Origin of the sequence: Streptomyces sp. NPDC001599 (genome assembly GCF_042893535.1) — a bacterium.
Lineage (GTDB): Bacteria > Actinomycetota > Actinomycetes > Streptomycetales > Streptomycetaceae > Streptomyces.
Map to the genome: position 1 here is coordinate 29087 of NZ_JBIAVA010000010.1, position 24506 is coordinate 53592.

The window sequence follows — 24506 nt, forward strand, 5'->3', positions numbered from 1 at the left end:
GCCCCCTAGGCCGCGCCCGCCTCCGCGGTCACCGCGACCCCGCGCCCGAGCAGCTCCTCGTACGCCGCCCGGTCGAACTCGCCCGCCACCGGCGCCAGCACCGTCGCCGCCGACAGGGCGACCGCGCGGGCCAGCCGGTCCGGCCAGGGCAGGTGCTCCACCAGGCCGGAGAGCAGGCCGGCGACCGCGGAGTCGCCCGCGCCGGTCGGGTTGCCGCGCACGTGGGCCGGCGGGGCGGCCCGCCAGCGGCCCTCCGGGGTCACCGCGAGCAGCCCCTCGGCGCCGAGCGAGGCGACCACCGAGCGGGCACCGCGGCGCCGGGCGGCCTGCGCGGCCCGCTGCGGCTCGTGCGAGCCGGTCAGCTCGGCCAGTTCGTCGGCGTTCGGCTTGATCAGGTCCGGGCGGGCGGCCAGCCCCCGCCGCAGCGGCTCCCCGCTCGTGTCCAGGAGCACCGGTACGCCCGCGGCCCGCGCGACCCGCACCAGCCCGGCGTAGGCGCCCACCGGGACGCCCGGCGGCAGGCTGCCGCACAGCGCCACCGCGGCCACGCCGGCCAGCAGATCCTCGTACGCCTCCTGGAAGGCGTTCCACTCGGCGGGCGCCACGGCCGGGCCCGGCTCGTTGAGCTGGGTGGTGTCGCCGGTGCGCTCGTCGACGACGGCGATGGTGCGCCGGGTGGCCCCCGCGACCGGCACCAGCGCGTCGGTCACCCCGGGAACGCCGGTCAGCCCCTCGCGCACGACGCCCCCGGTGGTGCCGCCCGCGAAGCCGGTGACCGTCACCTCGTGCCCGAGGGCCGCCAGCACGCGGGCCACGTTGAGCCCCTTGCCGCCGGGCCGCTCGGTCACCTCCGTCACCCGGTGCGAGGCGTGCGGCCTCAGGCCCTGGACTCGGTAGGTGATGTCGAGCGCGGTGTTGAGAGTGACGGTGAGGATCACCGTGCCGACCTCCCCCGATCGTCTGCGGCTGGGTGTGCCCGCGGAGCCGTGCTCCACGACACGATCATGCCAAACGGGAGACGGTCGGCCCAGTCCCCAGGTCCGACCGGTGACGTCCGGCCTCCGGCAGCGGAGTCGGGGACGGGTCAGCCCAGTCGGGGATCGACCACCCATTCGCCCCGGCGCATCACGCCCACCAGGTCGAAGGCGTCGTCCAGGACGACCAGGTCGGCGTCCTTGCCGGGCTCCAGCGAGCCGATCCGGTCGTCGAGGCCGAGGAGCCGCGCCGGGTTGGCGGAGATCGCCGCGACGACGTCCCCGACGGGCAGCCGGTCCACCGTCACCGCCCGCTTGAAGGCGCGGTCCAGGGTGAGCGTGGAGCCCGCGATCGAGCCGCCCTCCACCAGCCGGGCCACGCCGTCCGCGACCTCGACCTCCAGTGGGCCGAGCAGGTAGCGGCCGTCGCCGAAGCCGGCCGCGTCCATCGCGTCGGTGATGAAGGCGACCCGGGCGGCACCCGCGTGGTGGAAGGCCAGCTGGAGCGCGGCCGGATGCAGGTGCGTGCCGTCGTTGATCAGCTCGACGGTGATCCGCTCGTCCTCGAGGAGCGCCGTGATCGGACCCGGGGCGCGGTGACCGACCGGGGGCATCGCGTTGAAGAGGTGCGTGGCGACGGTGGCGCCCGCGTCGATGGCCTGCACGGTCTGCTCGTACGTCGCGTCGGTGTGCCCGACGGCCGCGATGACGCCGTGCTCGACGAGCAGCCGTACGGAGTCCAGGCCGCCCGGCAGCTCGGTCGCCAGCGTCATCATCTTCGCGTGGCCGTGCGCCGCGTCGACCAGCTTGCGCACCTCGGCCGGGTCCGGGTCGCGCAGCAGCTGCTCGTCGTGCGCGCCCTTGCGGCACGGCGAGATGAACGGCCCCTCGAAGTGGATGCCAACGATGTCGCCCTGCTGCGCCAGCTCGGCGAGCATCCCGGCGTGCCGGGCGAGGAAGTCCAGGTCACCGGTGACGGCGGAGGCGACCACCGTGGTGGTGCCGTGCCGGCGGTGGGTCTCGACGCCGGCCAGGACCTGCTCGGCCGTGCCGCCGGCGAAGGAGGCGCCGCCGCCGCCGTGGTTGTGGATGTCGACGAAGCCGGGGACCACCCAGTGGCCCGACAGGTCGACGGTCTCGGCCTGCGGGGGAGCCGTGTCCGCGATCCGCGTGCCGTCGACGATCACGCGGCCGTCGTCCACGGTCCCGGTGGGCAGTACCACCCGGGCACCGGCGAGAACCTTGCTTGGGGCCATCAGGTGGTTACCTCCGGGGGAGTCGCGGCCGTGGCGGCCGTGGAAGCTGTCGAAGCTGTGGAAGTCGGAGCAGGCGGATCAGCCGAAGCAGGCGGAGCAGGCGGAGCAGGCGGAGCAGGCGAAGCAGCGGTGTCCAGCAGGTCCCAGGCCATCAGCCCGGCACCCAGGCAACCGGCGGTGTCCCCGAGTGCGGCGGGGACGATCTCCGGCAGTTTCTGGAAGGTGACGCGCCGCCGGACGGCGTCCCGCAGCGGTGTGAACAAGGTTTCCCCCGCCTCGGCGAGGCCGCCACCGATGATCAGGACGCGTGGGTCCAGCAGGGTGAGCGCGGTGACCAGCCCGTCGGCGAGCGCGTCCACGGCGTCCTGCCACACGGCGAGCGCGCGGGCGTCCCCCGACTCGACGGCCTTGGCGCAGTCGGCCGCGTCCGCCTGCGGGTCGCCGCAGGCCTGGGCCCACGCCTGGCTGACCGCCGACGCGGACGCGAACCGCTCCAGGCAGCCGCGCTGACCGCACGGACAGGCGATGCCGCCGGGGCGCACGACGACGTGGCCGATCTCGCCCGCGAAGCCGTGGGCGCCCGCCTCGACCCGGCCGTCGATGCCGATGGCGCCCGCGATCCCCGTGCCCAGCGGCACGAACAGGAACCGGTCGGCGCCCTGCCCGGCCCCGATCCGGCCCTCGGCGAGGCCGCCGGTGCGCACGTCGTGGCCGAGGGCGACCGGAATGGAGCCGAGCCGTTCGCCGAGCAGCGTCCGCAGCGGCACGTCGCGCCAGCCGAGGTTGGCCGCGTACACGGCGACGCCGCGCTCGGCGTCGACGATGCCGGGGACGGCGACACCGGCGGCGCGGGCCGGCTCGCCGAACCGGTCCGCCCCGTAGGCCCGCAGCTCGGCGGCGAAGTCCAGGATGCCCGCGACGACCGCCTCGGGTCCCCGCTCGCGGCCGGTCGCCCGGCGCGCCTGGTGCAGCAGCTCGCCCCCAGGCCCCGCCAGGGCGGCCTTCATCCCGGTGCCGCCCACATCGAGGGCGATGACATGTCTCACGGGGACAGTGTGGCCCGTACACCCGGGAGAGGTCTAGTCCACTGCGGTGGTGTAGACCTTAATCCGGTAAGCGAACGCGCGAACGAGCAGTCAGGGTTGGGGAACAGGGTGCAGCGGCGTAGGACAGGAACGATCGCGGTGGTGTCCGCACTGGGCATGACGGCGGTCCTCGGCGGCTGCGGTCTCACCGGCGACTCCGACGGGGTGACCCTGAAGCTCGTCGCCGCCGACTACGGCGACAGCAAGGACAACAGCTCCCAGAAGTACTGGGACGAGCTGGTCAAGTCCTACGAGGCCAAGAACCCCGACGTGCAGGTGGACGTCACCGTCTACTCCTGGAACGACGTCGACCGCAAGGTCCGCGAGATGGTCGACGCGGGCGAGGCGCCCGACATGGCGCAGATCGGCGCCTACTCCGACTACGCGGACAAGGACATGCTCTACCGGGCCGACGACGTGCTCTCCATCCCGGTCCAGGCCGACTTCGTCTCCCAGCTGGCCGCCGCCGGCCAGGTCAACGGCGTGCAGTACGGCCTGCCCTTCGCCGCCTCCACCCGCGTGCTCTTCTACAACAAGACCCTCTTCGACAAGGCCGGGGTCCAGCCGCCCAAGTCCTGGGACGACCTCGCCGAGGCCGCCGAGGCGCTCAAGGAGAAGGGCGTGAAGTACCCCTACGCCCTGCCGCTGGGCGCCGAGGAGGCGCAGGCCGAGACGATGCAGTGGATGCTCAGCGGCGAGGGCGGCTACACCGACGACGTCGGCACCTACTCCGTCGACTCCCCGCAGAACGTCACCACCTTCACCTGGCTGCGGGACGAACTGGTCGGCAAGGGCCTCACCGGCCCCGTCGCCCCCGGCAAGCTCAACCGCGCCGACGCCTTCGCCGCCTTCGCGGCCGGCGACGTGGGCATGCTCAACGGACACCCCTCCCTGATGAAGATGGCGTCCGACAAGGGCGTGAAGTACGGCATGGTGACCACCCCCGGCATCGACGGCGAGAGCAAGAACACCCTCGGGGTCTCCGACTGGATGACGGCCTTCAAGAAGAACGGCCACCAGGACGAGGTCGGCGACTTCCTCGACTTCGTCTACAGCGAGGAGAACGTCCTCGACTTCTCCCGCGAGTACGACCTGCTGCCGGTGACCACCTCCGCCTCCCAGACCATGAGCACCGCGGCGGAGGACGAGAACCTCAAGCCGTTCCTGGACGAGCTGCTGCTCTCCGAGCTGTACCCGGTCGGCAAGACCTCCTGGGCCTCGGTCAGCGCGGACGTCAAGAAGCGCATCGGCCAGGCGGTCGCCACGGGCGCCAGCCCCAAGGAGGTCCTCGGCCAGATCCAGGCCACGGCGATGAAGGCGGGCAGCGCGGAGTAGCGGCCGCTGTCGGCGGCGGGCGTTACGGTGCCGTACATGGACCCGGGAGAGCTGGCCGAGCGGGAGCGGAGCATCCTCGCGCTGGAACGCCGGGGCTTCACGGGCCCCGGCGCCAAGGAGCGTGCCATCCGCGAGGAGCTGGGCCTGGCCCCCGTCCGCTACTACCAGCTCCTCAACGCCCTCCTGGACGACCCCCGCGCCCTGGCGGCCGACCCGGTGACGGTCAACCGCCTCCGCCGCATACGCCAATCCCGCCGCACGGACCGCTGAGCCCGCCCCGCGCGGGCCGGGGGCTCCGGCCGGGGAGGGGCCGCCCCGGGACGACGGGCCGGGCGGCTCGGGCGCGCCGGGCGGCGGGGTGGGGCCCGCGGGTGACGCGTGGGGCGCGCCCCGGCGGGATAGGTTCGCGGTATGGGCAGCCACCAGGACTCCACCCGAGACGACTCCCCACCGCCCCTGCCGACGCCCGCGACGGCGGCCGGACGCGAGGGGCTCGACGCCCTCCTCGCCGACCCCGGCCGCGCGGTGGTCGCGCTCGACTTCGACGGCACGCTCGCCCCGATCGTGCCCGACCCCGACCGGGCCCGCGCCCACCCGGAGGCCGTACCGGCGCTCGCCGCCCTGGCCCCGAAGGTCGCCTCGATCGCCGTGATCACCGGGCGCCCCGCCGAGGTCGCCGTCCACCACGGCGGCTTCGCGGACGTCCCGGGCCTCGACCGCCTCGTGGTCCTCGGCCACTACGGCGCCGAGCGCTGGGACGCCGCCACCGGCACCCTGACCACGCCGGAACCGCACCCCGGTGTCGCCGCCGTCCGCGCCGAGCTGCCGGCACTGCTGGAGCGGTCCGGGCCGGCGGCGCAGGGCGCCTGGACGGAGGACAAGGGCCACGCGGTCGCCGTCCACACCCGCCGCGCCCCCGACCCGCAGGCCGCCTTCGACGCCCTGCGCGCCCCGCTCACCGGCCTGGCCTCCCGGCACGGCCTGATCGTCGAGCCGGGCCGCCTGGTCCTGGAGCTGCGCCCGCCCGGCATGGACAAGGGCGCGGCGCTGCGGTCGTACGTCCACTCCCTCGGCGCCGCCTGCGTCCTCTTCGCCGGCGACGACCTCGGCGACCTCCCGGCCTACGCGGCCGTCGACACCCTCCGCACCGAGGGCACCCCGGGCCTCCTGGTCTGCAGCGGCAGCGACGAGGTGACGGAACTGAGGAAGCGCGCGGACGTCGAGGTGCCCGGCCCCGCCGGAGTGGTCGCCCTGCTGGCGGCCCTCGCGCGCCGGCTGGCCTGAGACAACGTCACGGACGGTTCCGCCGCCTGTCACAGGCGTGTCCGGACACCGCGGGCGGGGCAACCCGGTCCGCCGCACCGGCTGTCTTGCACGCCGTAAAGCCTGCTCAGTGAGGCCCACGACCGTGGAGGAACCCGTCATGTCCGCTCGGAAGACCCCGATGCTCGCCCTCGCCGCCGTGGCCCTCGGCCTGGCGCTGACCGCCTGCGGCAACAGCGGCGACAGCGGGAACGGCGGCACCGACGACGGCGCCGCTCCCGCCGCGACCGTGACCGCGACGAGCACCGCACAGCCCTCCGCCGCGGACGACGGGACCGCCACCGGCGGCGCGTCCTCGCAGCCCGCGGAGGGGTCGAAGCCGGACCAGGAGACGGGGGAGAAGTGCACGGACCAGCTGGACTACGCCGGTGACCCGCGGTCGAACGCCGAGATCAACTCGATCGGCGCGGACACCGGCGCCTGCCCCGAGCCGCAGTCGGGCGGCACGTCCTCCGGCACCCCCAAGGAGGACGGGGTCAAGTGCACGGACCAGGTGGACTACGCCGGTGACCCGCGGCCGAACGCCGAGATCAACTCCATCGGCGAGGAGACCGGCACCTGCCCGCCGGTGCAGGACAAGTAGCCCCCGTCAGCCGCGCAGCGCGTCCAGCTGCTCCAGGAACCACCGCGCCGGGGGCAGTGCGGTGCCGGCGGCCGCCAGCCGCTTCGAGCGCTCGGCCCGGTCCCCCGCCGGCAGCCCGAGCGCCGCGTGCAACGCGTCCGCCGTGCCCACGACGTCGTACGGGTTCACCACCACCGCGTCCTCGCCCAGCTCCTCGTACGCCCCCGCCTCCCGGGACAGCACCAGCGCGCACCCCGCGTCGGAGACGACCGGGACCTCCTTCGCGACCAGGTTCATCCCGTCCCGGACGGGGTTGACGAGTGCCACGTCGGCCAGCCGGTACGCCGCCAGCGACCGCGCGAAGTCGTCCTCCAGATTCAGCACGACCGGCGTCCACCCCGGTGTGCCGAACTCCTCGTTGACCGCCTCCGCGACCCGCCGCACCTCGGCCGTGTAGTCCCGGTACACGGCGAGATCCTGCCGCGAGGGGTAGGCGAAGGCGACGTGCACGACCCGCTCGCGCCACTCCGGCCGCCCGGCCAGCAGCTCCCGGTAGGCCAGCAGACCGCGCACGATGTTCTTGGACAGCTCGGTGCGGTCCACCCGCACCACGGTGCGGCGCGCGCCGCCGTCCGGCGCGGTGCCGATCTCCGCCCGCAGGTCCGCCAGCCGCTCCTCGACGTCGGCCTCGTGCGACCGCTTGCGCAGGAAGTCGCCGTCGGCACCCAGCCCGTGCACGCCGATCTCCGTGCCGCCGAGCCCGCCCACCACGGCGTCGCAGCAGGCGGTGAACGCGTCCGCCCAGCGCCGGGTGAGGAACCCGAGCCGGTCGGCGCCCAGCATCCCGCGCAGCACCTGCTCGGCGATGTCGTCCGGCAGCAGCCGGAAGTAGTCGACCGGCGCCCAGGGCGTGTGCGAGAAGTGGCCGATGCGCAGGTCCGGGCGCAGCTCGCGCAGCATCCCCGGCACCAGCGTCAGGTGGTAGTCCTGCACGATCGCGACCGCGCCCTCGGCCGCCTCCTCGGCCAGCGCCTCGGCGAAGGCCCGGTTGTACGCCTCGTAGGAGGCCCACTGCCGCCGGAACTCCGCGTCGAAGACCGGCTCCAGGGGCGTCTGGTAGAGCATGTGGTGCACGAACCACAGCACCGAGTTGGCGATCCCGTTGTACGCGTCCGCGTGCACGTCGGCCGGCACGTCCAGCATCCGCACGCCGTCCTCGCCGACCCCGCGCCGGACCGCCTCGCGGTCGCCGTCGCCCAGCGCCGAGCACACCCACAGCGTCCCGGCGTCGGGCCCGATGGCCGACAGCCCCGAGACGAGCCCGCCACCACCCCGTTTGGCGTGCAGCGAGCCGTCCCCGCGCACCTCGTACGAGACCGGCCCCCGGTTGGAGGCGACCAGCACCTGAGCAGCACCGAAGCTTGAAGCCATACGCCTCAACCTAGCCCGGCCCCTCGAACCTCAAACGTTTCCCCGGGTCACGTCGGCGGCGATTCGGTCACGCGCCTTGTGCAGGAAGTGTGAACAGGTTGAGGATGTGCGGTGCACATTTCAACTTCTTGGGGGGCGGGCGAACCATGCCCATACGTATACGCACACGGCACCGGCGCACGGGCAGACTCGCGGCCACGGCGGCACTGATCGCGGCCTCCGCGCTGGCTCTGGCCGGCTGCGGGGAGGGCGACGCGAGCACCAAGGCGGACGAGGCTCCCGCGAAGGCCACCACCTCCGCCACCGACACCGCCACGCCGAGCAGCAGCCCCACTCCCGAGGCGTCCCCCAGCACCGAGACCCCGACCTCCACCCCCACTCCCACCGCCGTCACGCTGCCGGACCTCACCGGCGGCAGCATCGGGGCGGCCGTCAGCGCCGCCGAGAAGGCGCACGTCGGCTACACCGTGCGCCTTGAGGGCAGCGGGCAGCGGGCCTCCTCCTGGGGCAGCGGCGAGAAGGTCTGCGAGCAGAGCGGCGGCTCCGGCGCCGTGACCTTCACCGTCCCCCGCGACGGCCGCGACTGCGTCGGGCGCCTGCTGCACACGCCGGAACCCGCCCCGAAGCCGTCGAAGACCCGGGCCGACGGCACCGGCGGCACGAGCGGGAGCGGCGGGACCGGCGGCGGCTCCGGGGCCTGCGAGCTGATGAGCCCGGCCGGAAACTGCTACGCCGACGGCCAGTTCTGCGCCAAGAAGCACCGGGGCCTGAGCACCCACGGCCGCGGCGGCGAGTACCTGACCTGCGAGCGGGACTCCGGCGGCAGGTGGCGTTGGTCGGACGGCGTCTCCGGCTGAGGCGCCCGGGTCACGCCACCTTCCGGGCCGCGTACTCCGCGATCTCCGTCATCGGGGGCCGTTCCTCGGTGTCCACGGCGTAGGTGCGCGGCTCGAAGCCGTCGACGCCCCGCTCGAACTGGGTGAGGGCCGGGCGGACCAGGTGGCCGCGGGCCAGGCGGAGCTGGGCGGTGCGGTAGATCGCCGCGGCCATCCGGCCCAGCGCCCGCCCGTCCTGGTGGCGGTGGACGCGGACCCCGACGTCGACCTGCGCGAGCGCGTCCAGACCCACCAGGTGCAGGGCGTCGACCAGCATGCCCAGCTCGACGCCGTAGCCGACCGGGAAGGGGAGCCGTTCGAGCAGCGAGCGGCGGGCCGCGTACTCACCGCCCAGCGGCTGGACGAAGCCGGCCAGCTGCGGCCAGTGCATGTTGAGCAGCGGGCGGGCCATCAGCTCGGTGACCCGGCCGCCCTGCCCGGCCGCCCCGGCCAGCGGGCGGTCGTACATGGCCTTGACGAGGTGCACCTCCGGATCGGTGAGCAGCGGGCCCACGATCCCGGAGACGAAGTCGGCGGAGAACTCGCGCAGGTCCGCGTCGACGAAGCAGACGATGTCCCCGGCGGTGACCAGCAGGGAACGCCACAGCACCTCGCCCTTGCCCGGCACGGCGGGGATGCGGGGCAGGATCGCGTCACGGTGCACGACGCGCGCCCCGGCCGCCGCGGCCACCTCCGACGTACGGTCGCTCGACCCGGAGTCCACGACCACGATCTCGTCGACGAGCGGGACTGCGAGCACCAGCTCCCGCCGGATCACCGACACGATGTCGCCGACCGTCGCCTCCTCGTCCAGGGCGGGAAGCACCACGCTCACCGACTGCCCGGTGGCGTGCTTGGCGGCCAGAAGGTGCTGGACCGGCCGGTCCGCGGCCGACCAGGAGCGTGCGTTCAGCCAGCGCTCGACTTCTTCCAGCACGTCCCGTGGTCTCCTTCGTGATCCGTTGTGATCCATCTCGCGGTACGGACGACTGTCTCGACCGCCCTGGCCTTCGGTTACAGTCTTGAACAACGCGTGGGGCCACCGCATGCCGGGGTCGCCGCGTGTACCAGCGCGAAACAACTTCATACCGCTCATCCAGAGGGGCAGAGGGATACGGCCCGATGAAGCCCCGGCAACCCTCCAGTCGGTTCTTGTCACACGGACGTGGCGAGGCTCCCGGCTAGGGAAGGTGCCAAATCCGTCTCACGGCGAGATGCGTCGTGAGGAAGATGAGGAGAAAGGGCCTCGCCTCCATGGCTGTGCAGACTGCCGAAACCTCCACGAACCCCACCGACGCCGCCGTCGACCTCGGCCCCGCCGCCGCGCTGAGCTGCCGGGAATGCGGCCACCGGGTTCCGCTCGGACCGGTCTTCGCCTGCGAAGAGTGTTTCGGCCCCCTCGAGATCGCCTACGACTACTCGGCCTACGACACCGAGGAACTGCGTAAGCGCATCGAAGCGGGCCCCGCGAACATCTGGCGCTACGCCCCCCTGCTGCCGGTCCCGGCCGACGTCGCGACCAAGCCGAACATCAACCCCGGCTGGACCAAGCTCGTCCAGGCCGACAACCTGGCCCGCGAACTGGGCGTCACCGGCGGCCTGTACGTCAAGGACGACTCCGGCAACCCCACGCACTCCTTCAAGGACCGCGTCGTCGCCCAGGCCATCGAGGCCGCCCGCGCCTTCGGCTTCACCACCCTGTCCTGCTCCTCCACCGGCAACCTCGCCGGGGCCGTCGGGGCCGCCGCCGCCCGCGCCGGCTTCCGCTCCTGCGTGTTCATCCCGCACGACCTGGAGCAGGGCAAGGTCGTCATGGCCGCCGTCTACGGCGGTGAGCTGGTCGGCATCGAGGGCAACTACGACGACGTGAACCGCTTCTGCTCCGAGCTGATCGGCGACCCGGCCGGCGAGGGCTGGGGCTTCGTCAACGTCAACCTGCGCCCCTACTACGCCGAGGGCTCCAAGACCCTCGCGTACGAGATCTGCGAGCAGCTCGGCTGGCGGCTGCCCGACCAGATCGTCGTGCCGATCGCCTCCGGCTCCCAGCTGACGAAGATCGACAAGGGGCTCAAGGAACTGATCGAGCTGGGTCTGGTCGAGGACCGGCCGTACAAGATCTTCGGCGCGCAGGCCGAGGGCTGCTCGCCGGTCTCCACGGCGTTCAAGGCCGGTCACGACGTGGTCCGCCCGCAGAAGCCGAACACCATCGCCAAGTCGCTGGCCATCGGCAACCCGGCCGACGGCCCCTACGTCCTCGACATCGCCCGCCGCACCGGCGGCGCGGTGGAGGACGTGACCGACGAGCAGGTCGTGGACGCGATCAAGCTGCTCGCCCGTACCGAGGGCATCTTCGCGGAGACGGCGGGCGGCGTGACGGTCGGCGTCACGAAGAAGCTGATCGAGAACGGCGTCCTCGACCCGTCGCTCACCACCGTCGTCCTCAACACCGGCGACGGACTGAAGACCCTCGACGCGGTGGCCGGCACCGGCCTCACCGCCACCATCCGCCCGAACCTGGACTCCTTCCGAGAGGCTGGCCTCGCATGAGCGTGACCGTTCGCATCCCGACCATCCTGCGCACCTACACCGGCGGCAAGGCCGAGGTGAGTGCCGACGGTGCCAACCTCGGGGAGGTCATCTCCGACCTGGAGAAGAACCACACCGGCATCGCCGCCCGCGTCCTGGACGACCAGGGCAAGCTGCGCCGCTTCGTCAACGTCTACGTCAACGACGACGACGTCCGCTTCGAGCAGGGCCTTCAGACCGCGACGCCGGACGGCGCGGGCGTCTCGATCATCCCGGCGGTGGCCGGCGGCTGACGCGGTCACCGATGCGGGACTGATCCACCGCAGATACACCTTGTAGTGCGTATTGCCCTCTCCGTAAGAGAAACGGAGGGGGCAATTCCATGTGGTTGAGCGCGGTAGAGTTGGGGAACGCGCTCCCGATCGGCACAACGGGAACCGTTAATTCCTGCCGCCCGCCCGACAAGAAGTAGCCAAAGTGCGAGCGTATTCTGCGGCTTTTGTTCTCTTTGCGTGACCCGACTTGACCCGAATTCAGGCGAATTCTCGCCACATTCCGGACCGGGTGCGTCCAGATTTCTCGTCCGATTGACCTGTTGCAGACGGCAGTTGGACAGATACATTCAGCCGCGGTCGACGCGTTCCGGCGCACGCCCCCAGTCGTGAGGGGGCGAGGTCTGACCCGGGTCCGCGAAGTGCGGATCTGTGCAAGGGCCAGTAATAGGGGAGTTAGGCATGGCTCAGGGCACCGTCAAGTGGTTCAACGCGGAGAAGGGGTACGGCTTCATCGCGGTCGACGGTGGTGCGGATGTTTTCGTCCACTACAGCGCGATTCAGATGGACGGCTACCGCACCCTCGAAGAAGGCCAGCGGGTCGAGTTCGAGATCTCGCAGGGTCAGAAGGGCCCGCAGGCCGACATGGTTCGCCTCAGCGCCTGAGACGCGCGGCCACCGCAACCCGGTCTTCATCCGAAGGGCCCGTACCCGCTGGGTACGGGCCCTTCGGCCTGCCCGGATGCCCCTCGCCCCCTTGTTCGCGGGTGGCTGACGGCCGGGCCCGATCCCCGAGAGGCGCTTGCACTCGACCATGCCGAGTGCTAATCATTGGCGTTAGCACTCTGAAGGTGAGAGTGACAACGAAGGACCGGGTCGGTGAGGCCCGCAGGCCGGGTGGGGAAGGAACCACAAGGCCGGCGAGCCGTCCGTCGCGGGCGCGGGCGCGGTCCGAAGGAATCACCCCCAGTCCTGGAGGGACCACTTCACATGGCCAAGATCATCGCGTTCGACGAGGAGGCGCGGCGCGGCCTCGAGCGCGGCATGAACCAGCTCGCGGACGCCGTCAAGGTGACGCTCGGCCCCAAGGGCCGCAACGTCGTCCTCGAGAAGAAGTGGGGCGCCCCCACGATCACCAACGATGGTGTCTCCATCGCCAAGGAGATCGAGCTCGAGGACCCGTACGAGAAGATCGGCGCCGAGCTGGTCAAGGAAGTCGCCAAGAAGACGGACGACGTCGCCGGTGACGGTACGACCACCGCGACCGTCCTCGCCCAGGCCCTGGTCAAGGAAGGCCTGCGCAACGTCGCGGCCGGCGCCAACCCGATGGCCCTGAAGCGCGGTATCGAGAAGGCCGTCGAGGCCGTCTCCGCCGCCCTGCTGGAGCAGGCGAAGGACGTCGAGACCAAGGAGCAGATCGCCTCCACGGCCTCCATCTCCGCCGCCGACACCCAGATCGGCGAGCTCATCGCCGAGGCCATGGACAAGGTCGGCAAGGAAGGCGTCATCACCGTCGAGGAGTCCCAGACCTTCGGTCTGGAGCTGGAGCTCACCGAGGGTATGCGCTTCGACAAGGGCTACATCTCGGCGTACTTCGCCACCGACATGGAGCGTATGGAGGCGTCGCTCGACGACCCGTACATCCTGATCGCCAACTCCAAGATCGGCAACGTCAAGGACCTGCTGCCGCTCCTGGAGAAGGTCATGCAGTCGGGCAAGCCGCTGCTGATCATCGCCGAGGACGTCGAGGGCGAGGCCCTGTCGACCCTGGTGGTCAACAAGATCCGCGGCACCTTCAAGTCCGTCGCCGTCAAGGCCCCGGGCTTCGGCGACCGCCGCAAGGCCATGCTCGGCGACATCGCCATCCTCACGGGCGGCGAGGTCATCTCCGAGGAGGTCGGCCTCAAGCTCGAGAACGCCACGCTGGACCTGCTGGGCAGCGCGCGCAAGGTCGTCATCACCAAGGACGAGACCACGATCGTGGACGGCGCCGGCTCGGCCGACCAGGTCCAGGGCCGCGTCAACCAGATCCGCGCCGAGATCGAGAACAGCGACTCGGACTACGACCGCGAGAAGCTCCAGGAGCGCCTGGCGAAGCTGGCCGGCGGCGTGGCCGTCATCAAGGCCGGTGCCGCCACCGAGGTCGAGCTCAAGGAGCGCAAGCACCGCATCGAGGACGCCGTTCGCAACGCGAAGGCGGCCGTCGAGGAGGGCATCGTCGCCGGTGGTGGCGTGGCCCTGCTCCAGGCCTCCCAGGTCTTCGAGAAGCTGGAGCTGTCGGGTGACGAGGCGACCGGCGCCAACGCCGTGAAGCTCGCCCTGGAGGCCCCGCTGAAGCAGATCGCCGTCAACGGCGGTCTCGAGGGCGGCGTCGTCGTGGAGAAGGTCCGCAACCTGACCGTCGGCCACGGCCTGAACGCCGCCTCCGGTGAGTACGTCGACATGATCGCCGAGGGCATCATCGACCCGGCGAAGGTGACCCGCTCTGCCCTGCAGAACGCCGCCTCCATCGCCGCGCTGTTCCTCACCACCGAGGCCGTCATCGCCGACAAGCCCGAGAAGGCCGCTCCGGCGGGCGCCCCGGGCGGCATGCCGGGCGGTGACATGGACTTCTGATCGACCGGTTCCGGTTGATCGACCGTCCAGCACGGACCGAGGGCGGCACTCCCCGACAGGGGGGTGCCGCCCTCGGGCGTGTCCGGCCCCCGACCACCCCTCGCTCCCTTCCGCCCCTCACCCTTCCGCTGTGGCCCGGGTCACATCGGGGCGCCGGACGGAATGGTCCGGCGGGGCCGGCCCGTTCCCGTTGGAGTGCGATGCATGCGCGCGCACATACCGACTGGTACCCCATCCCAGGAGCCCCCACGTGACCGTCACCCCCGCCGAGGCCGCCACCCGCGCCGCCCAGCTCCTCGCCCGCCCGGCCACCATCAACGGCCTCACCGTGCCGAACCGCATCGCGATGGCGCCGATGACCCGGATGTTCTCCCCGGGCGGCGTCCCCGGCGAGGACGTGGTGTCGTACTACTCCCGCCGCGCCGCCGCCGGAGTCGGACTGATCGTCACCGAGGGCACCTACGTCGGCCACGACTCGGCCGGGCAGAGCGACCGCGTCCCGCGCTTCCACGGCGAGGAGCAGCTCGCCGGGTGGGCGAAGGTCGCCGAGGCGGTGCACGCGGCGGGCGGCACGATCGTGCCGCAGCTGTGGCACATCGGCATGGTCCGCAAGGCCGGGGAGCAGCCCTTCCCGGACGCCCCCGCCGTCGGCCCGTCCGGTCTGCGCATCGGTGAGGACGAGCCCACCGGAAAGGCGATGACCCAGCGCGACCTGGACGACGTCATCGGCGCCTTCGCCGAGTCCGCCGCGGCCGCCGAGCGCATCGGCTTCGACGGCGTGGAGATCCACGGTGCCCACGGCTACCTCGTCGACCAGTTCCTGTGGTCCGGCACCAACCGCCGCACCGACGCCTACGGCGGCGACCCCGTGTCCCGGACGAGGTTCGCCGCCGAGATCGTGGCCGCCGTACGGGAGACGGTCTCCGCCGACTTCCCCGTGATCTTCCGGTACTCCCAGTGGAAGCAGGACGTCTACGGCGCCCGCCTCGCCGAGACCCCCGAGGAGCTGGAGGCCGTCCTCGCCCCGCTCGCCTCGGCCGGTGTCGATGCCTTCCACGCCTCCACCCGCCGCTACTGGCTCCCGGAGTTCGAGGACTCTGACCTCAACCTCGCGGGCTGGACCAAGAAGCTCACCGGCAAGAGCGCCATCACCGTCGGGTCGGTCGGTCTCGACGGCGACTTCACCAAGGCCTTCCAGGGCGAGGGCGCTCCCGTCGGCAGCCTCGACAACCTCTTCGACCGCATGGAACGCGACGAGTTCGACCTCGTCGCCGTCGGCCGCGCGCTGCTCCAGGACCCGCGGTGGGCCGAGAAGGTCCTCGGCGGCCGCTTCGACGAACTCGCCCCGTACGACGCGGCATCGCTGAAGACCCTCAGCTGAACGCGGTGCGCACCACGGCGTAGGGTCCGGAGGATGACGATCCCTGGACCTGCCGAGTCAGTGGAACCCGTGGTGCGCACCTCCTCCGGCGCGGTGCGCGGCCGGACCGAGGACGGCCTGACCGTCTTCCGCGGCATCCCCTTCGCCCAGCCCCCGGTGGGGGACGCCCGCTTCGCCGCCCCGCGCCGCCCCCGCCCCTGGGACGGCATACGCGACGCGTACGCCTTCGGCCCGCCACCCCCGCAGGACCTCGGCGTCGCGGGCACCGCCGGCCCCTCGGACGTCCCCGGGGGCGACGACTGGCTGACGGTCAACGTCTGGACGCCCGCCCCCGACCCGGCCGCCCACCGTCCGGTCATGGTCTGGATCCACGGCGGCGCCTACAAGATGGGCCACTCCGGCAGCCCCGCCTACGACGCCCGCCGCATAGCCGCCGACGGCGACCTCGTCGTCGTCACCCTCAACTACCGCCTCGGCATGGAGGGATTCGCCCACATCGAGGGCGCCCCCGCCAACCGGGGCCTGCTCGACCAGATCGCGGCGCTGGTCTGGGTGCAGGAGAACATCGCCGGGTTCGGCGGTGACCCCGACCAGGTCACGGTCTTCGGCGAGTCGGCCGGTGCCGGTTCCGTGGCCGCCCTGCTCGCCATGCCCCGCGCGGCCGGGCTCTTCCGGCGGGCCGTCGCCCAGAGCGTGCCGGGCACGTTCTTCTCCACCGGACTCGCCGCCGACGTCGGCGCCGCCCTCGCCGCCGAGCTGGGCCTGCGCCCGACCGTCGAAGACCTCTCGGAGGTCACGCCGGACCAGCTCGTCAAGGCGGGACAGGCCCTCGCCCCGAAGATGCCGGGCAACGTCCCCCGCTGGGGCCAGGCGGCGCCCACGGTCACCCCGTACGCGCCCGTCGTGGACGGCGAGTTCCTCCCCGTCACGCCCTGGCAGGCGCTCGCCTCCGGCGCGGCCCGCGACGTCGAGCTGATCGCCGGTCACAATCGCGACGAGAACCGCCTGTTCACCGCCATGGCGGGCAAGCTCGGCGAGATCGGCGAGGACCGCGCGAGCGCCGCGCTGCGCCTGTACGCCCCGGGCGGCGAGGCCGCCTACCGCGCCGCGTTCCCGGACGCGTCGGCCAACGACCTCTACGAACGCGTCCAGACCGACTGGCTGTTCGCCATGCCGTCCCTCCACCTGGCCGAGGCCCACCTCGCGGGCGGCGGCCGCGCCCACGTCTACGAACTCACCTGGCCCGCCCCGGCCTTCGACGGCGCGCTGGGCGCCTGCCACGCCCTGGACATCCCACTCCTCTTCGGCACCTTCCAGGCGGACCTGGCACTGCTCCAGTTCGGCGGTGCGGAGCCGTCCGCGGAGGCGCTGGCCCTGTCGTCCCGCTTCCGCGCCGCCTGGACGGCCTTCGCCGGCACCGGCGACCCGGGCTGGCCCGCGTACGACACGGAGTGGCGCCTGGTCCAGGTCCTGGACGCCGAGGCGACGGTCGTGCCGTACCCGCAGGAGACTTCCCGGCGCCTGTGGGAGGGCTACGAGTTCGCGCCGCTGCCGCTGGTGGACCCGAAGGCGTGAGCTTCCGAGGACTCCTGCTGGGTCTGTTCGCCGTCCCGGTCGTCGTCGGCGGGTACTTCCTGACCGAGGCGGCGACCGCCGACGGCACCCCGCAGTGCGACGGCATCATCGAGGAGTACGAGGACGCGGAGCGCTCCGGACCCATGAGACCGGGGGAGACGTGCGACTTGTACGACTTCGCCGACGGCCGCTCGGCGGGCACGCGGACGTACGAGCAGCAGAGGAAGGCGCAGGAGGAAGGGGCGGCGGACGACTACCGGACCGGGGGCTGGTGGCTGGCGTACGGCGCTGCCGGGCTGGCCGTGGTCACCACCCACCTCGGCCTGGGACGCCGCCGCGGCTGACTCCGTCGACGAAGACCGACCATGCCTCGGCCTGGAAGCGGAGGGTGGGTCCGGCGGGGTTCTTCGAGTCCCGGACCGGGATAGTGGTGTTGCCGGTGGCGACTTCGAGGCAGTTGCCACCGCTGCCGCCGCTGTAGCTGGACTTGTACCAAGTTGCCTCAGTGTCGCTCCTCATGAGCGTAATCCTGCGCCATCGCCTCGATAAGAGCCAGGGAGTTCTGCGGGGGCAGGGCGTAGGCCGAGAGGAGGTCGTAGGTCTGGCGCTGGTAGCGGACGATTGCGGGATCGTCCTCCAGTCGTCCCGTCCCTACGCCCTCGAAATAGGCCAGCGGCGGGGCGGCGTCGAAGTCCATCAGCTTGATGGCCCCCTCCAGCGCCGCGTGCGCCCCCGCTTCGAAGGGAAGTACCTGCACGATGATTCGGTTTCGGCGGACCAGGGCGACGATGTGGCCAAGCGCCTCGGCCATCACTTTGCGTCCTCCCGTCGACCGACGCAACGCGGCTTCGTCCAGCACCACCCACAACAGGGGATCTGTTGGATCGTCGAGCAACTGGGCCCTCTCCATCCGGGCCGTCACGAGCGCCTCGATCATGTCGTCCGGCGCGGTGGGCTGGTAGGCGCGGCATACGGCTCGCGTGTACGCAGGAGTTTGCAGCAGCCCTGGGATCAGCAGGGGCGCGTACTCCCTGATTTCCGCGGCCTGCGCTTCCGCCTCCGCCGCCTGCGCGAAGTGCTCCGGATACTTGGACTTGGCCGACGCCCCGCAGTTCCGCCGGAAGAAGTCCTCCGTGCCGAGGACGTCGTCCAGCAGGCGGGCGTACTCCGGCTGCATCCGACGCGTGCCGGACTCCAACTGCCCGATGAACGAACCGCTGACGAACAGCCGCGCGCCCAGTTCCTCCTGGCTCAGGCCGGTCTTCTCGCGGGCGTGGCGCAGCTCGGCACCGAGGAGGGCGCGGGGGGACGAGGACGGGTCGAGGTCTTTCGGTCCTGGCATGGTGACGGAACTCCTGGTCGCACAGCAGGGGTTGTTGGAGCACCCTGTATGGCCAGGTTAGGGGCGGAACGGACACGCTGTGTCGCGAATCACGAACTCAGCGTGGAGGTGAGGAAGGGTGCGGTCGACCGAAGAAGTCGTCGAGTCCCTGCGGCAGGCCCTCGTGGGCGCCGGTGTCGTACTGCCGTCCCTGTGCGTCGATCCGGTGACCGGCGCGAGTGACGAGCCGTTCGCCCTGGTCGACCTGGGGCGGTGCAACGTCCGGGTCGCGGAGCGGCTGGCGTCGGTGGTGCGGGGCGAGCGGCCGGCCGTCGGCACGCATGCCGTGGACGCGAGGGACGGGCGGGTGGGGGAGGTGATGGGACACGTCGGAGGCAACGTGCAGTTGCGGCCGGTTGCCGGGGGCCGGGAGTGGGACTGCCCGCGGGCGTCGGTCGACGTGGCGCGGCCGGAGGAGGTGCTGAAGGCGCGGCTGCGCAGGACGAACCGCGAGAGTGCGCACCCCTGAGGTCGTGGCCCTCCGCGTGATTCAATGACCGTATGGGGGAGGACTGTGCATCTCTGGGACCGCTGGAACTGACCGACGGCCGTTGGCGAGTCGGGGACGCCACGCGGCCGGACGCTCACTGGGTGGAGTTTCGCCCGGAAGGGCTTCACCAGCACGAGCCGGACTCCGAGGGGCAGTTGGTCCCGTGGTCCAGGGTCATGAACGGCATCAGGATCACCTGGGGCAAGCACCCCTGGGACACGAACAACAGGGGCCTGTACACGCTGAGGGGCATGGTCGCCACGCGTGACGGCGGCTGGTTGCACATGACGCTGCGCCACCCCTACGAGGACCACCAGCTGCGCTTCGACCAGCACACGCGCCCCTACCGGGCGGTTGACGCGCTCCGGCTGGAGGCCTTGCTGCGGCAGCTCGCCGATGACGGGAAGCTCCAGCTTCTCGGCGACCCGGAATGGGTGGGTCGTGCCGCGGCTCACCTGGCCGACGGGGAGAACCGCTGGATCACCAGCCGTTCGCTGCGGCGGGCGGTGGCGGAGGCCCTGGCGGCGGCCGGCCCCGTCAGCCCCTGACGGATCACGCGGGCGGCCAGGTGCGCAGGGCCGTGTCGGCCACCCGCTGGAGGTCCTCCCGGGTGGCGCCGCCGGTGGCCTGCACGGAGATGCCGTTGGCGAACGTCATGAGGTACCGGGCGATGTGCAGGGGGTCCGTGCCGGGCGGCAGGTCCCCGTCGTCGACGGCCTGCCGGAACCGGTCGCGGAGTTGCTCGACGCCCCCTTCGCGCCAGTCGGCGAGCAGGTCACGGGCGGAGCGTCCGGTCTCGCCGGCGGCGAGTGAGCCCTGGACGCCCAGGCAGCCGGACGGGCAGTCGGGGCGGGTGCTGACCTCCACGGCGCCGCTCAGGAACGCCGTGGCCACCTCGCGGGCGGTGGGCCTGCGCAGGGCGCGGGCGACGTAGGACGCGGGGCCCTCCTCGTAGCGTTCCAGCGCCTTGCGGAACAGGTCCTCCTTGTTGCCGAAGGCCGCGTACATGCTGGTGCGGGTGATGCCCATGGCGCCGGTCAGGTCGGTGAGGCTGGCGCCCTCGTAGCCCTGCTCCCAGAAGACCCGCATGGCCCTCTCCAGCGCCTCGTCGGCGTCGAAGCCCCTCGGCCGGCCGATCGACCCCTTCTGTCGCGTCTCCATGCCCCACAGTCTACGTCTTCCGTATCGGTCGGTACAGATGTGCTACGGTCGCTTTCAGTACCGATCGGTACTGAATCTCGCGGAACTTTGCGGAGGTCTTTCGCCATGGGGCAGCTCGAAGGCAAGACGGCCGTCGTCACGGGCGGCGGCACGGGGATCGGCCTGGCCAGCGCGGTGCGGCTGGCGGACGAGGGCGCGCACGTGTTCATCACCGGGCGGCGCAAGACGGCGCTGGACGCGGCCGTGGAGGTCATCGGGGCGGAGCGGGTCACGGCGGTGGCCGGTGACGTCTCGGACCCGGCGGACGTGGACCGGCTCTACGAAGCGGTCCGCGCCCGCGGCCGGGGGCTCGACGTGGTCTTCGCCAACGCGGCGACCGCGTCCCTCGTGCCGCTGGAGGAGATCACCGCGGAGCGGTACGAGGAGATCTTCGGCGTCAACGTGCGGGGCACGCTCTTCACCGTGCAGAAGGCGCTGCCGCTGCTCAACGACGGCGCTTCGGTGATCCTCAACGCCTCCACCGCCGCCGACAACGGCGCGGAGGCGTTCAGCCTGTACGCCGCCTCCAAGGCCGCCGTCCGGACCTTCGCGCGGGGCTGGGCCAACGAACTCAAGGGCCGCGGCGTCCGGGTCAACGCGATCTCCCCGGGCCCGGTGGACACCCCCGGGATCACCAATCTCTTCGGCGGACCGGATCTGCCCGCCGTCCACACGAAGCTCGCCGGGGACACGGCGATCGGCCGGATGGGGCGCCCCGAGGAGGTCGCCGCGGTGGTCGCCTTCCTCGCCTCGGACCAGAGCAGCTTCGTCCTCGGCGCCAACTGGTACGTCGACGGCGGCGAGAACCAGATCTGACTCGGCGGCGGGATCAGTCCCGGTCCGGTCCGTCCGGCACCACGACGCGTTCGACCGCCGCCGTCACCAGCCGGTCCCGCTCCTCCTCGGTGAACACGTCCGGCAGGGTGAGCTGTTCGACGATCAGCCAGTTCAGGGCGAGGATGAGCAGCTTGACGGCCATGGCGTCGCCGGGGAGGCCGGACGCCTCGTGGTAGGCCACGTTGGCGGCGACGTCCTCGCGGACGCGCTCGGTCAGCACCGCGCGCAGACCGGGGCGCCGGGTGGCCTCCAGACGCAACTCCAGCAGGGCGAGGTAGCCGGTGCGGAACGAGGCGACGCGGTCGACCAGTTCGCGCATCAGCTGGACGTAGGTGTCCCGGTCGCGGCCGGCCGTGCGCTGGCGGGCGAGGGTGGCCTCGTCGGGGTGCAGGCGCTCGTAGACGCGGGCGCCCGCCTGCGTGAGCAGGTCGTCGCGGTTGGCGAAGTAGTTGGACGCGGTGCCGGGCGGGACGGCGGCCTCCGTGTCCACCGCCCGGAAGGTCAGGCCCCGGGCGCCCTGCGCGGCCAGCACCTCGATCGCGGCGTCGACCAGGGCGGCGCGGCGCTGGTCGTTCCGTCTCACCATGAGCATGACTCCATTGACGCCACTCCACGTGTGGTACTACGTTCAAACCACTTCAAGCAGAGTACTACGTCGGGGGCCCGCTGCGCCTCGGCGGCGGCGTTCAGAGGCCGCCCATCGGCTCGATGTCCACCCGTACCGGCGTGCCCCACACCCGCAGCACCTCGTAGTCCGTGAACTCGTGGACCAGCCGGTACGCCATCGCGGCGTGCGGGCCGCGCAGTTGGGCCGCGATGTACAGCTCGGCCTCCCGACGGTCACGGCGCGGGGTGCCGCACAGCTGCCACGCCTGGCCGTTCCACAGCTCGGGCAGCCAGCGCTGCTGGGGCTGCGGCCGGTCGCCCCGGACGCCGTAGCGGGACGGGACCGGCTCGGCGGGCCGGGTCGGCACCGGGCCGCCGTTGTACTCGGCGCGACGGGCCGTGCGGCGGCGGGTCTCGCACAGCAGGCACAGGTCGGGGGCGGCCTTGTCGACCGGCCCGTTCGGGTGCTCTGGGCAGCGGGTGCTGGGGGCCGCCGTGGTGACGCTCTCCTCCAGCTGGTCCAGCGCGCGCTTCAGGTCCGCGCGGACCTCGTGGAGCTTGGTCTCCGGGGTGTCGGCGGTCAGGGCCTCGCCGTGCTCACCGAGGAGACGCAGGGCGCGGCCCAGGGCGGTCAGCTGGGCGTGGTTCATGTCCCTCAGAATCGCACACAGAGCGGACGGCCCCGGGCGCGCGGCCGGACGGGAGGCGCTGCGGCGGTCAGCCGAGCGCCGCCGCCAGCGCCGCCCGCAGATGACCGCCGGACTCGGTCAGCAGGCGGGCGGCCGTCGGGCCGTCCACGTCCGCCAGCAGAACCAGGATCGCGTGCTTGACCTCGCCGTCGGTCTCCGTCAGGGCGCGCTCGATGTCGTCGTCGGCGGCGCCGGTGGCGAGCGCGACGATGCGCCGCGAGCGGGCCCGCAGCTTCTCGTTGGAGGCGCGCACGTCCACCATCAGGTTCCCGTACGTCTTGCCGAGCCGGATCATCGTGATCGTCGACAGCATGTTCAGGACCAGCTTCTGCGCCGTGCCCGCCTTCAGCCGGGTCGAGCCGGTGAGCAGCTCCGGCCCGGTGACCACCTCGATGCCGTGCTCGGCCGCGGCGGCCAGGGCGCTGCCCCGGTTGCAGGCGAGGCCGACGGTCAGGGCGCCGCGCGCGCGGGCGTACTCGACGGCGCCGACGGCGTACGGGGTGCGACCGGAGGCGGAGACGCCGACCACCGTGTCGTCGGCGGTCAGCGCGAGGGCGTCCAGGTCGGCGCGGGCCAGCTCGGGGGAGTCCTCGGCGCCCTCGATGGAGGTGACCATGGCGTCCGGGCCGCCCGCGATCAGGCCGACGACCTGGCCGGGGGCGGTGTTGAAGGTGGGCGGGCACTCCGAGGCGTCCAGCACGCCCAGCCGGCCGGCCGTACCGGCGCCCGCGTAGATCAGCCGCCCACCGCGCGCCATCCGGACGGCCACGGCATCGATGGCGGCGGCGATCTCCGGCAGCCGCTCGGCGACGGCGGCGGGCACGGCGGCGTCCTCGCCGTTCATCAGCCGCGCGATGTCGAGCGTGTCCAATTGGTCGATCTCGGCCAGCTCCGGCCGGAACGCCTCGGTGGTCAACGTCTCCAACTGCGAACGCAGATCGGGGTGATGGGGGGTGGAGGTCATGAAGATACGGCCCTTTTCAACTTGCGATGCCTGTACTAACCCAGGGGCGCGGGGAACTGCGCGATCAACCACAACGGACCCGCAGCCGCCCGCAAAGCTCAAGCCCTACGGTCCCCCGCAACCCCGCGGAGCGCCCCGTGCCGATGCGCCAACGCCTCGTAGGACGCCGCCAGAGCCGGCGCGGCCGACTCGTACGTCCGCTGCGCCACCCCCACGAAGAGGCAGTCCACGACGAGCAGCTGGCTGGTCCGGGACGACATCGCCGCCGGTCGCAGCTCGCTCTCCCGGGCGGTGGACGTGGTCAGTACGTGGTCGGCGTACTGGGTGACGGGACTGTCGGGGCGGCCGGTGATGGCGATGGTCGTCGCGCCCCGTTCGAAGGCGACCCGGAGCGGTTCGATCACGTCGCCCGTGGAGCCGGAGTGCGTGATCGCCAGGGCCACGTCCCCCGCGCGCAGCTGCACCGCGTTGGTGACGGCGAGGTGCGGGTCGCCCGGGGCGTGGGCTATGAGCCCTATGCGCAGCATCTTCTGGGTGAGATCCTGGGCGACCAGGTTGGACGCGCCGATGCCGTACACGTCGGTGCGCCGGGCGGCGGTCAGTGCGGCGACGGCCGCGCCGAGCTGGACGGTGTCCAGACCGGCGGCGGTGTCCGCGAGGGTCTGCTGCTCGTCGTAGGCCAGCTTGGCCACCACGTCGGCGATCGGGTCGTCGACCGCGATGTCGGTGGTGATGGCGGGCGCACGGCCGGACTGCTGCTGGGCGGCCAGCCCGGCGAGCGCGAGGCGCAGATCGCGGTAGCCGGGGTAGCCGAGCAGCCGGGCCGTGCGGACGACGGTCGCCTCGCTGGTGCCGGTCAGCTCGGCCAGGCCGGTGACCGTGAGGGCCGCGCAGCCGGCCGGGTCGCCCGCGACGGCCTCGGCGACCCGCTGCATGGAACGGGTCATCGACGGCGCCAGGGTGCGGACCTTGGCCGCGAGGGCGGCGGGCGCGGGCGGCGCGGGGGGTGCGCTCCCGCCGCCGGTGGCACGGCGGCCCCCGGAAGCGTTCACGAAAGTTTCCTTCACTTCATCGGTCACTCATGAAAGATATTTTCGTTTCGGTCCGCGGGTCAAGAGTGCGCACAAT

General features: G+C 72.3%; 27 protein-coding genes and 1 riboswitch. Of the genes, 15 read left to right on the forward strand and 12 right to left on the reverse strand.

Translation table 11 applies throughout. The annotated features are described in order from the left end of the window. Positions 1 to 5 precede the first annotated feature (5 nt). From ACFYZ3_RS24675 to ACFYZ3_RS24685, 3 genes are all read right to left on the reverse strand, one after another. Complete coding sequence (locus ACFYZ3_RS24675; RefSeq protein ID WP_388522243.1) at positions 6 to 938, reverse strand: 1-phosphofructokinase family hexose kinase; 933 nt, start codon at positions 936 to 938, stop codon at positions 6 to 8. Positions 939 to 1084: 146 nt separating this feature from the next. After that, positions 1085 to 2230 carry an N-acetylglucosamine-6-phosphate deacetylase gene (nagA, locus tag ACFYZ3_RS24680; protein WP_388521607.1) on the reverse strand — a complete coding sequence of 382 codons (1146 nt, stop codon included), beginning with the start codon at positions 2228 to 2230 and terminating at the stop codon, positions 1085 to 1087. Then, complete coding sequence (locus tag ACFYZ3_RS24685) at positions 2230 to 3276, reverse strand: ROK family protein (protein WP_388521610.1); 1047 nt, start codon at positions 3274 to 3276, stop codon at positions 2230 to 2232. Before ACFYZ3_RS24685 ends, nagA begins: the two co-directional genes overlap by 1 nt. A 108-nt stretch (positions 3277 to 3384) precedes the next feature. Here ACFYZ3_RS24685 and ACFYZ3_RS24690 point away from each other — a divergent pair, with 108 nt between their 5' ends. The 4 genes from ACFYZ3_RS24690 (at position 3385) to ACFYZ3_RS24705 (ending at position 6556) form a co-directional block, all read left to right on the forward strand. Beyond that, the gene (locus tag ACFYZ3_RS24690) at positions 3385 to 4650 is read left to right on the forward strand and encodes an ABC transporter substrate-binding protein (protein WP_388521613.1); all 1266 of its coding nucleotides are present in this window, start codon (positions 3385 to 3387) and stop codon (positions 4648 to 4650) included. 36 nt (positions 4651 to 4686) lie between these two features. Next, positions 4687 to 4920 (forward strand): DUF3263 domain-containing protein, encoded by a 234-nt coding sequence (locus ACFYZ3_RS24695; RefSeq protein ID WP_388521615.1) that lies wholly within the window; start codon positions 4687 to 4689, stop codon positions 4918 to 4920. A gap of 141 nt (positions 4921 to 5061) precedes the next feature. Beyond that, complete coding sequence (gene otsB, locus ACFYZ3_RS24700; protein WP_388521618.1) at positions 5062 to 5934, forward strand: trehalose-phosphatase; 873 nt, start codon at positions 5062 to 5064, stop codon at positions 5932 to 5934. Positions 5935 to 6073: 139 nt separating this feature from the next. Continuing rightward, positions 6074 to 6556 carry a hypothetical protein gene (locus ACFYZ3_RS24705; RefSeq protein ID WP_388521620.1) on the forward strand — a complete coding sequence of 161 codons (483 nt, stop codon included), beginning with the start codon at positions 6074 to 6076 and terminating at the stop codon, positions 6554 to 6556. 6 nt (positions 6557 to 6562) lie between these two features. On the opposite strand, the gene ACFYZ3_RS24710 is transcribed toward ACFYZ3_RS24705, so the two are convergent. Next, the gene (locus ACFYZ3_RS24710) at positions 6563 to 7966 is read right to left on the reverse strand and encodes a trehalose-6-phosphate synthase (RefSeq protein ID WP_388521623.1); all 1404 of its coding nucleotides are present in this window, start codon (positions 7964 to 7966) and stop codon (positions 6563 to 6565) included. 146 nt (positions 7967 to 8112) lie between these two features. On the opposite strand from ACFYZ3_RS24710, the gene ACFYZ3_RS24715 reads away from it, so the two are divergent. Continuing rightward, entirely contained in the window at positions 8113 to 8823 is a 711-nt protein-coding gene (locus tag ACFYZ3_RS24715; RefSeq protein WP_388521625.1) for a hypothetical protein, read from the forward strand. 10 nt (positions 8824 to 8833) lie between these two features. Here the strand turns inward: ACFYZ3_RS24715 and ACFYZ3_RS24720 are convergent, their stop codons facing one another. After that, positions 8834 to 9778 carry a glucosyl-3-phosphoglycerate synthase gene (locus tag ACFYZ3_RS24720; protein WP_388521628.1) on the reverse strand — a complete coding sequence of 315 codons (945 nt, stop codon included), beginning with the start codon at positions 9776 to 9778 and terminating at the stop codon, positions 8834 to 8836. Positions 9779 to 9930: 152 nt separating this feature from the next. After that, a riboswitch (SAM riboswitch) is annotated at positions 9931 to 10078 on the forward strand. A 17-nt stretch (positions 10079 to 10095) separates the two neighbouring features. Here ACFYZ3_RS24720 and thrC point away from each other — a divergent pair. The 7 genes from thrC to ACFYZ3_RS24755 all read left to right on the forward strand — a co-directional run bounded on the left by thrC (position 10096) and on the right by ACFYZ3_RS24755 (position 17555). Further along, complete coding sequence (gene thrC, locus ACFYZ3_RS24725; protein ID WP_388521631.1) at positions 10096 to 11388, forward strand: threonine synthase; 1293 nt, start codon at positions 10096 to 10098, stop codon at positions 11386 to 11388. Beyond that, the gene (locus tag ACFYZ3_RS24730; RefSeq protein ID WP_003974680.1) at positions 11385 to 11660 is read left to right on the forward strand and encodes a MoaD/ThiS family protein; all 276 of its coding nucleotides are present in this window, start codon (positions 11385 to 11387) and stop codon (positions 11658 to 11660) included. The genes thrC and ACFYZ3_RS24730 overlap by 4 nt, the downstream gene beginning before the upstream one ends. Before the next feature lie 441 nt (positions 11661 to 12101). After that, positions 12102 to 12305 (forward strand): cold-shock protein, encoded by a 204-nt coding sequence (locus ACFYZ3_RS24735; RefSeq protein WP_004929928.1) that lies wholly within the window; start codon positions 12102 to 12104, stop codon positions 12303 to 12305. A gap of 324 nt (positions 12306 to 12629) precedes the next feature. After that, on the forward strand, positions 12630 to 14255 hold the full coding sequence (gene groL / locus ACFYZ3_RS24740) for a chaperonin GroEL (protein ID WP_030399380.1): 1626 nt from the start codon (positions 12630 to 12632) through the stop codon (positions 14253 to 14255). A gap of 250 nt (positions 14256 to 14505) precedes the next feature. Further along, a complete protein-coding gene (locus ACFYZ3_RS24745) occupies positions 14506 to 15636 on the forward strand; it encodes an NADH:flavin oxidoreductase (RefSeq protein WP_388521637.1) in 1131 nt (376 codons plus the stop codon). Positions 15637 to 15669: 33 nt separating this feature from the next. Continuing rightward, a complete protein-coding gene (locus ACFYZ3_RS24750) occupies positions 15670 to 17211 on the forward strand; it encodes a carboxylesterase/lipase family protein (RefSeq protein WP_388521640.1) in 1542 nt (513 codons plus the stop codon). After that, entirely contained in the window at positions 17208 to 17555 is a 348-nt protein-coding gene (locus tag ACFYZ3_RS24755; RefSeq protein ID WP_388521642.1) for a hypothetical protein, read from the forward strand. The genes ACFYZ3_RS24750 and ACFYZ3_RS24755 overlap by 4 nt, the downstream gene beginning before the upstream one ends. On the opposite strand, the gene ACFYZ3_RS24760 is transcribed toward ACFYZ3_RS24755, so the two are convergent. Further along, on the reverse strand, positions 17518 to 17730 hold the full coding sequence (locus ACFYZ3_RS24760; protein WP_388521645.1) for a DUF397 domain-containing protein: 213 nt from the start codon (positions 17728 to 17730) through the stop codon (positions 17518 to 17520). The two genes, ACFYZ3_RS24755 and ACFYZ3_RS24760, sit on opposite strands and share 38 nt — an antisense overlap. Further along, on the reverse strand, positions 17714 to 18553 hold the full coding sequence (locus ACFYZ3_RS24765; RefSeq protein WP_388521647.1) for a helix-turn-helix domain-containing protein: 840 nt from the start codon (positions 18551 to 18553) through the stop codon (positions 17714 to 17716). Before ACFYZ3_RS24765 ends, ACFYZ3_RS24760 begins: the two co-directional genes overlap by 17 nt. Positions 18554 to 18671: 118 nt before the next feature. Between ACFYZ3_RS24765 and ACFYZ3_RS24770 the strand changes: the two genes are divergently transcribed. Together ACFYZ3_RS24770 and ACFYZ3_RS24775 are read left to right on the forward strand one after the other, a co-directional pair. Further along, a complete protein-coding gene (locus ACFYZ3_RS24770) occupies positions 18672 to 19061 on the forward strand; it encodes a hypothetical protein (RefSeq protein WP_388521649.1) in 390 nt (129 codons plus the stop codon). A 32-nt stretch (positions 19062 to 19093) separates the two neighbouring features. After that, the gene (locus tag ACFYZ3_RS24775) at positions 19094 to 19630 is read left to right on the forward strand and encodes a hypothetical protein (protein WP_388521652.1); all 537 of its coding nucleotides are present in this window, start codon (positions 19094 to 19096) and stop codon (positions 19628 to 19630) included. A 4-nt stretch (positions 19631 to 19634) separates the two neighbouring features. On the opposite strand, the gene ACFYZ3_RS24780 is transcribed toward ACFYZ3_RS24775, so the two are convergent. Beyond that, positions 19635 to 20243, reverse strand: a complete 609-nt coding sequence (locus ACFYZ3_RS24780) for a TetR/AcrR family transcriptional regulator (RefSeq protein ID WP_388521655.1) — start codon at positions 20241 to 20243, stop codon at positions 19635 to 19637. A gap of 105 nt (positions 20244 to 20348) precedes the next feature. Between ACFYZ3_RS24780 and ACFYZ3_RS24785 the strand changes: the two genes are divergently transcribed. Then, positions 20349 to 21098 carry an SDR family NAD(P)-dependent oxidoreductase gene (locus ACFYZ3_RS24785; protein ID WP_388521658.1) on the forward strand — a complete coding sequence of 250 codons (750 nt, stop codon included), beginning with the start codon at positions 20349 to 20351 and terminating at the stop codon, positions 21096 to 21098. Positions 21099 to 21111: 13 nt separating this feature from the next. On the opposite strand, the gene ACFYZ3_RS24790 is transcribed toward ACFYZ3_RS24785, so the two are convergent. From ACFYZ3_RS24790 to ACFYZ3_RS24805, 4 genes are all read right to left on the reverse strand, one after another. Beyond that, positions 21112 to 21705 carry a TetR/AcrR family transcriptional regulator gene (locus ACFYZ3_RS24790; protein WP_388521661.1) on the reverse strand — a complete coding sequence of 198 codons (594 nt, stop codon included), beginning with the start codon at positions 21703 to 21705 and terminating at the stop codon, positions 21112 to 21114. Between the two features lie 100 nt (positions 21706 to 21805). After that, entirely contained in the window at positions 21806 to 22375 is a 570-nt protein-coding gene (locus ACFYZ3_RS24795; protein WP_388521664.1) for a hypothetical protein, read from the reverse strand. A 67-nt stretch (positions 22376 to 22442) separates the two neighbouring features. Then, positions 22443 to 23378, reverse strand: coding sequence for an N-acetylmuramic acid 6-phosphate etherase (gene murQ / locus ACFYZ3_RS24800; protein ID WP_388521667.1), 936 nt, complete (start codon positions 23376 to 23378; stop codon positions 22443 to 22445). A gap of 98 nt (positions 23379 to 23476) precedes the next feature. Further along, complete coding sequence (locus tag ACFYZ3_RS24805; RefSeq protein ID WP_388521670.1) at positions 23477 to 24457, reverse strand: MurR/RpiR family transcriptional regulator; 981 nt, start codon at positions 24455 to 24457, stop codon at positions 23477 to 23479. Positions 24458 to 24506 lie beyond the last annotated feature (49 nt).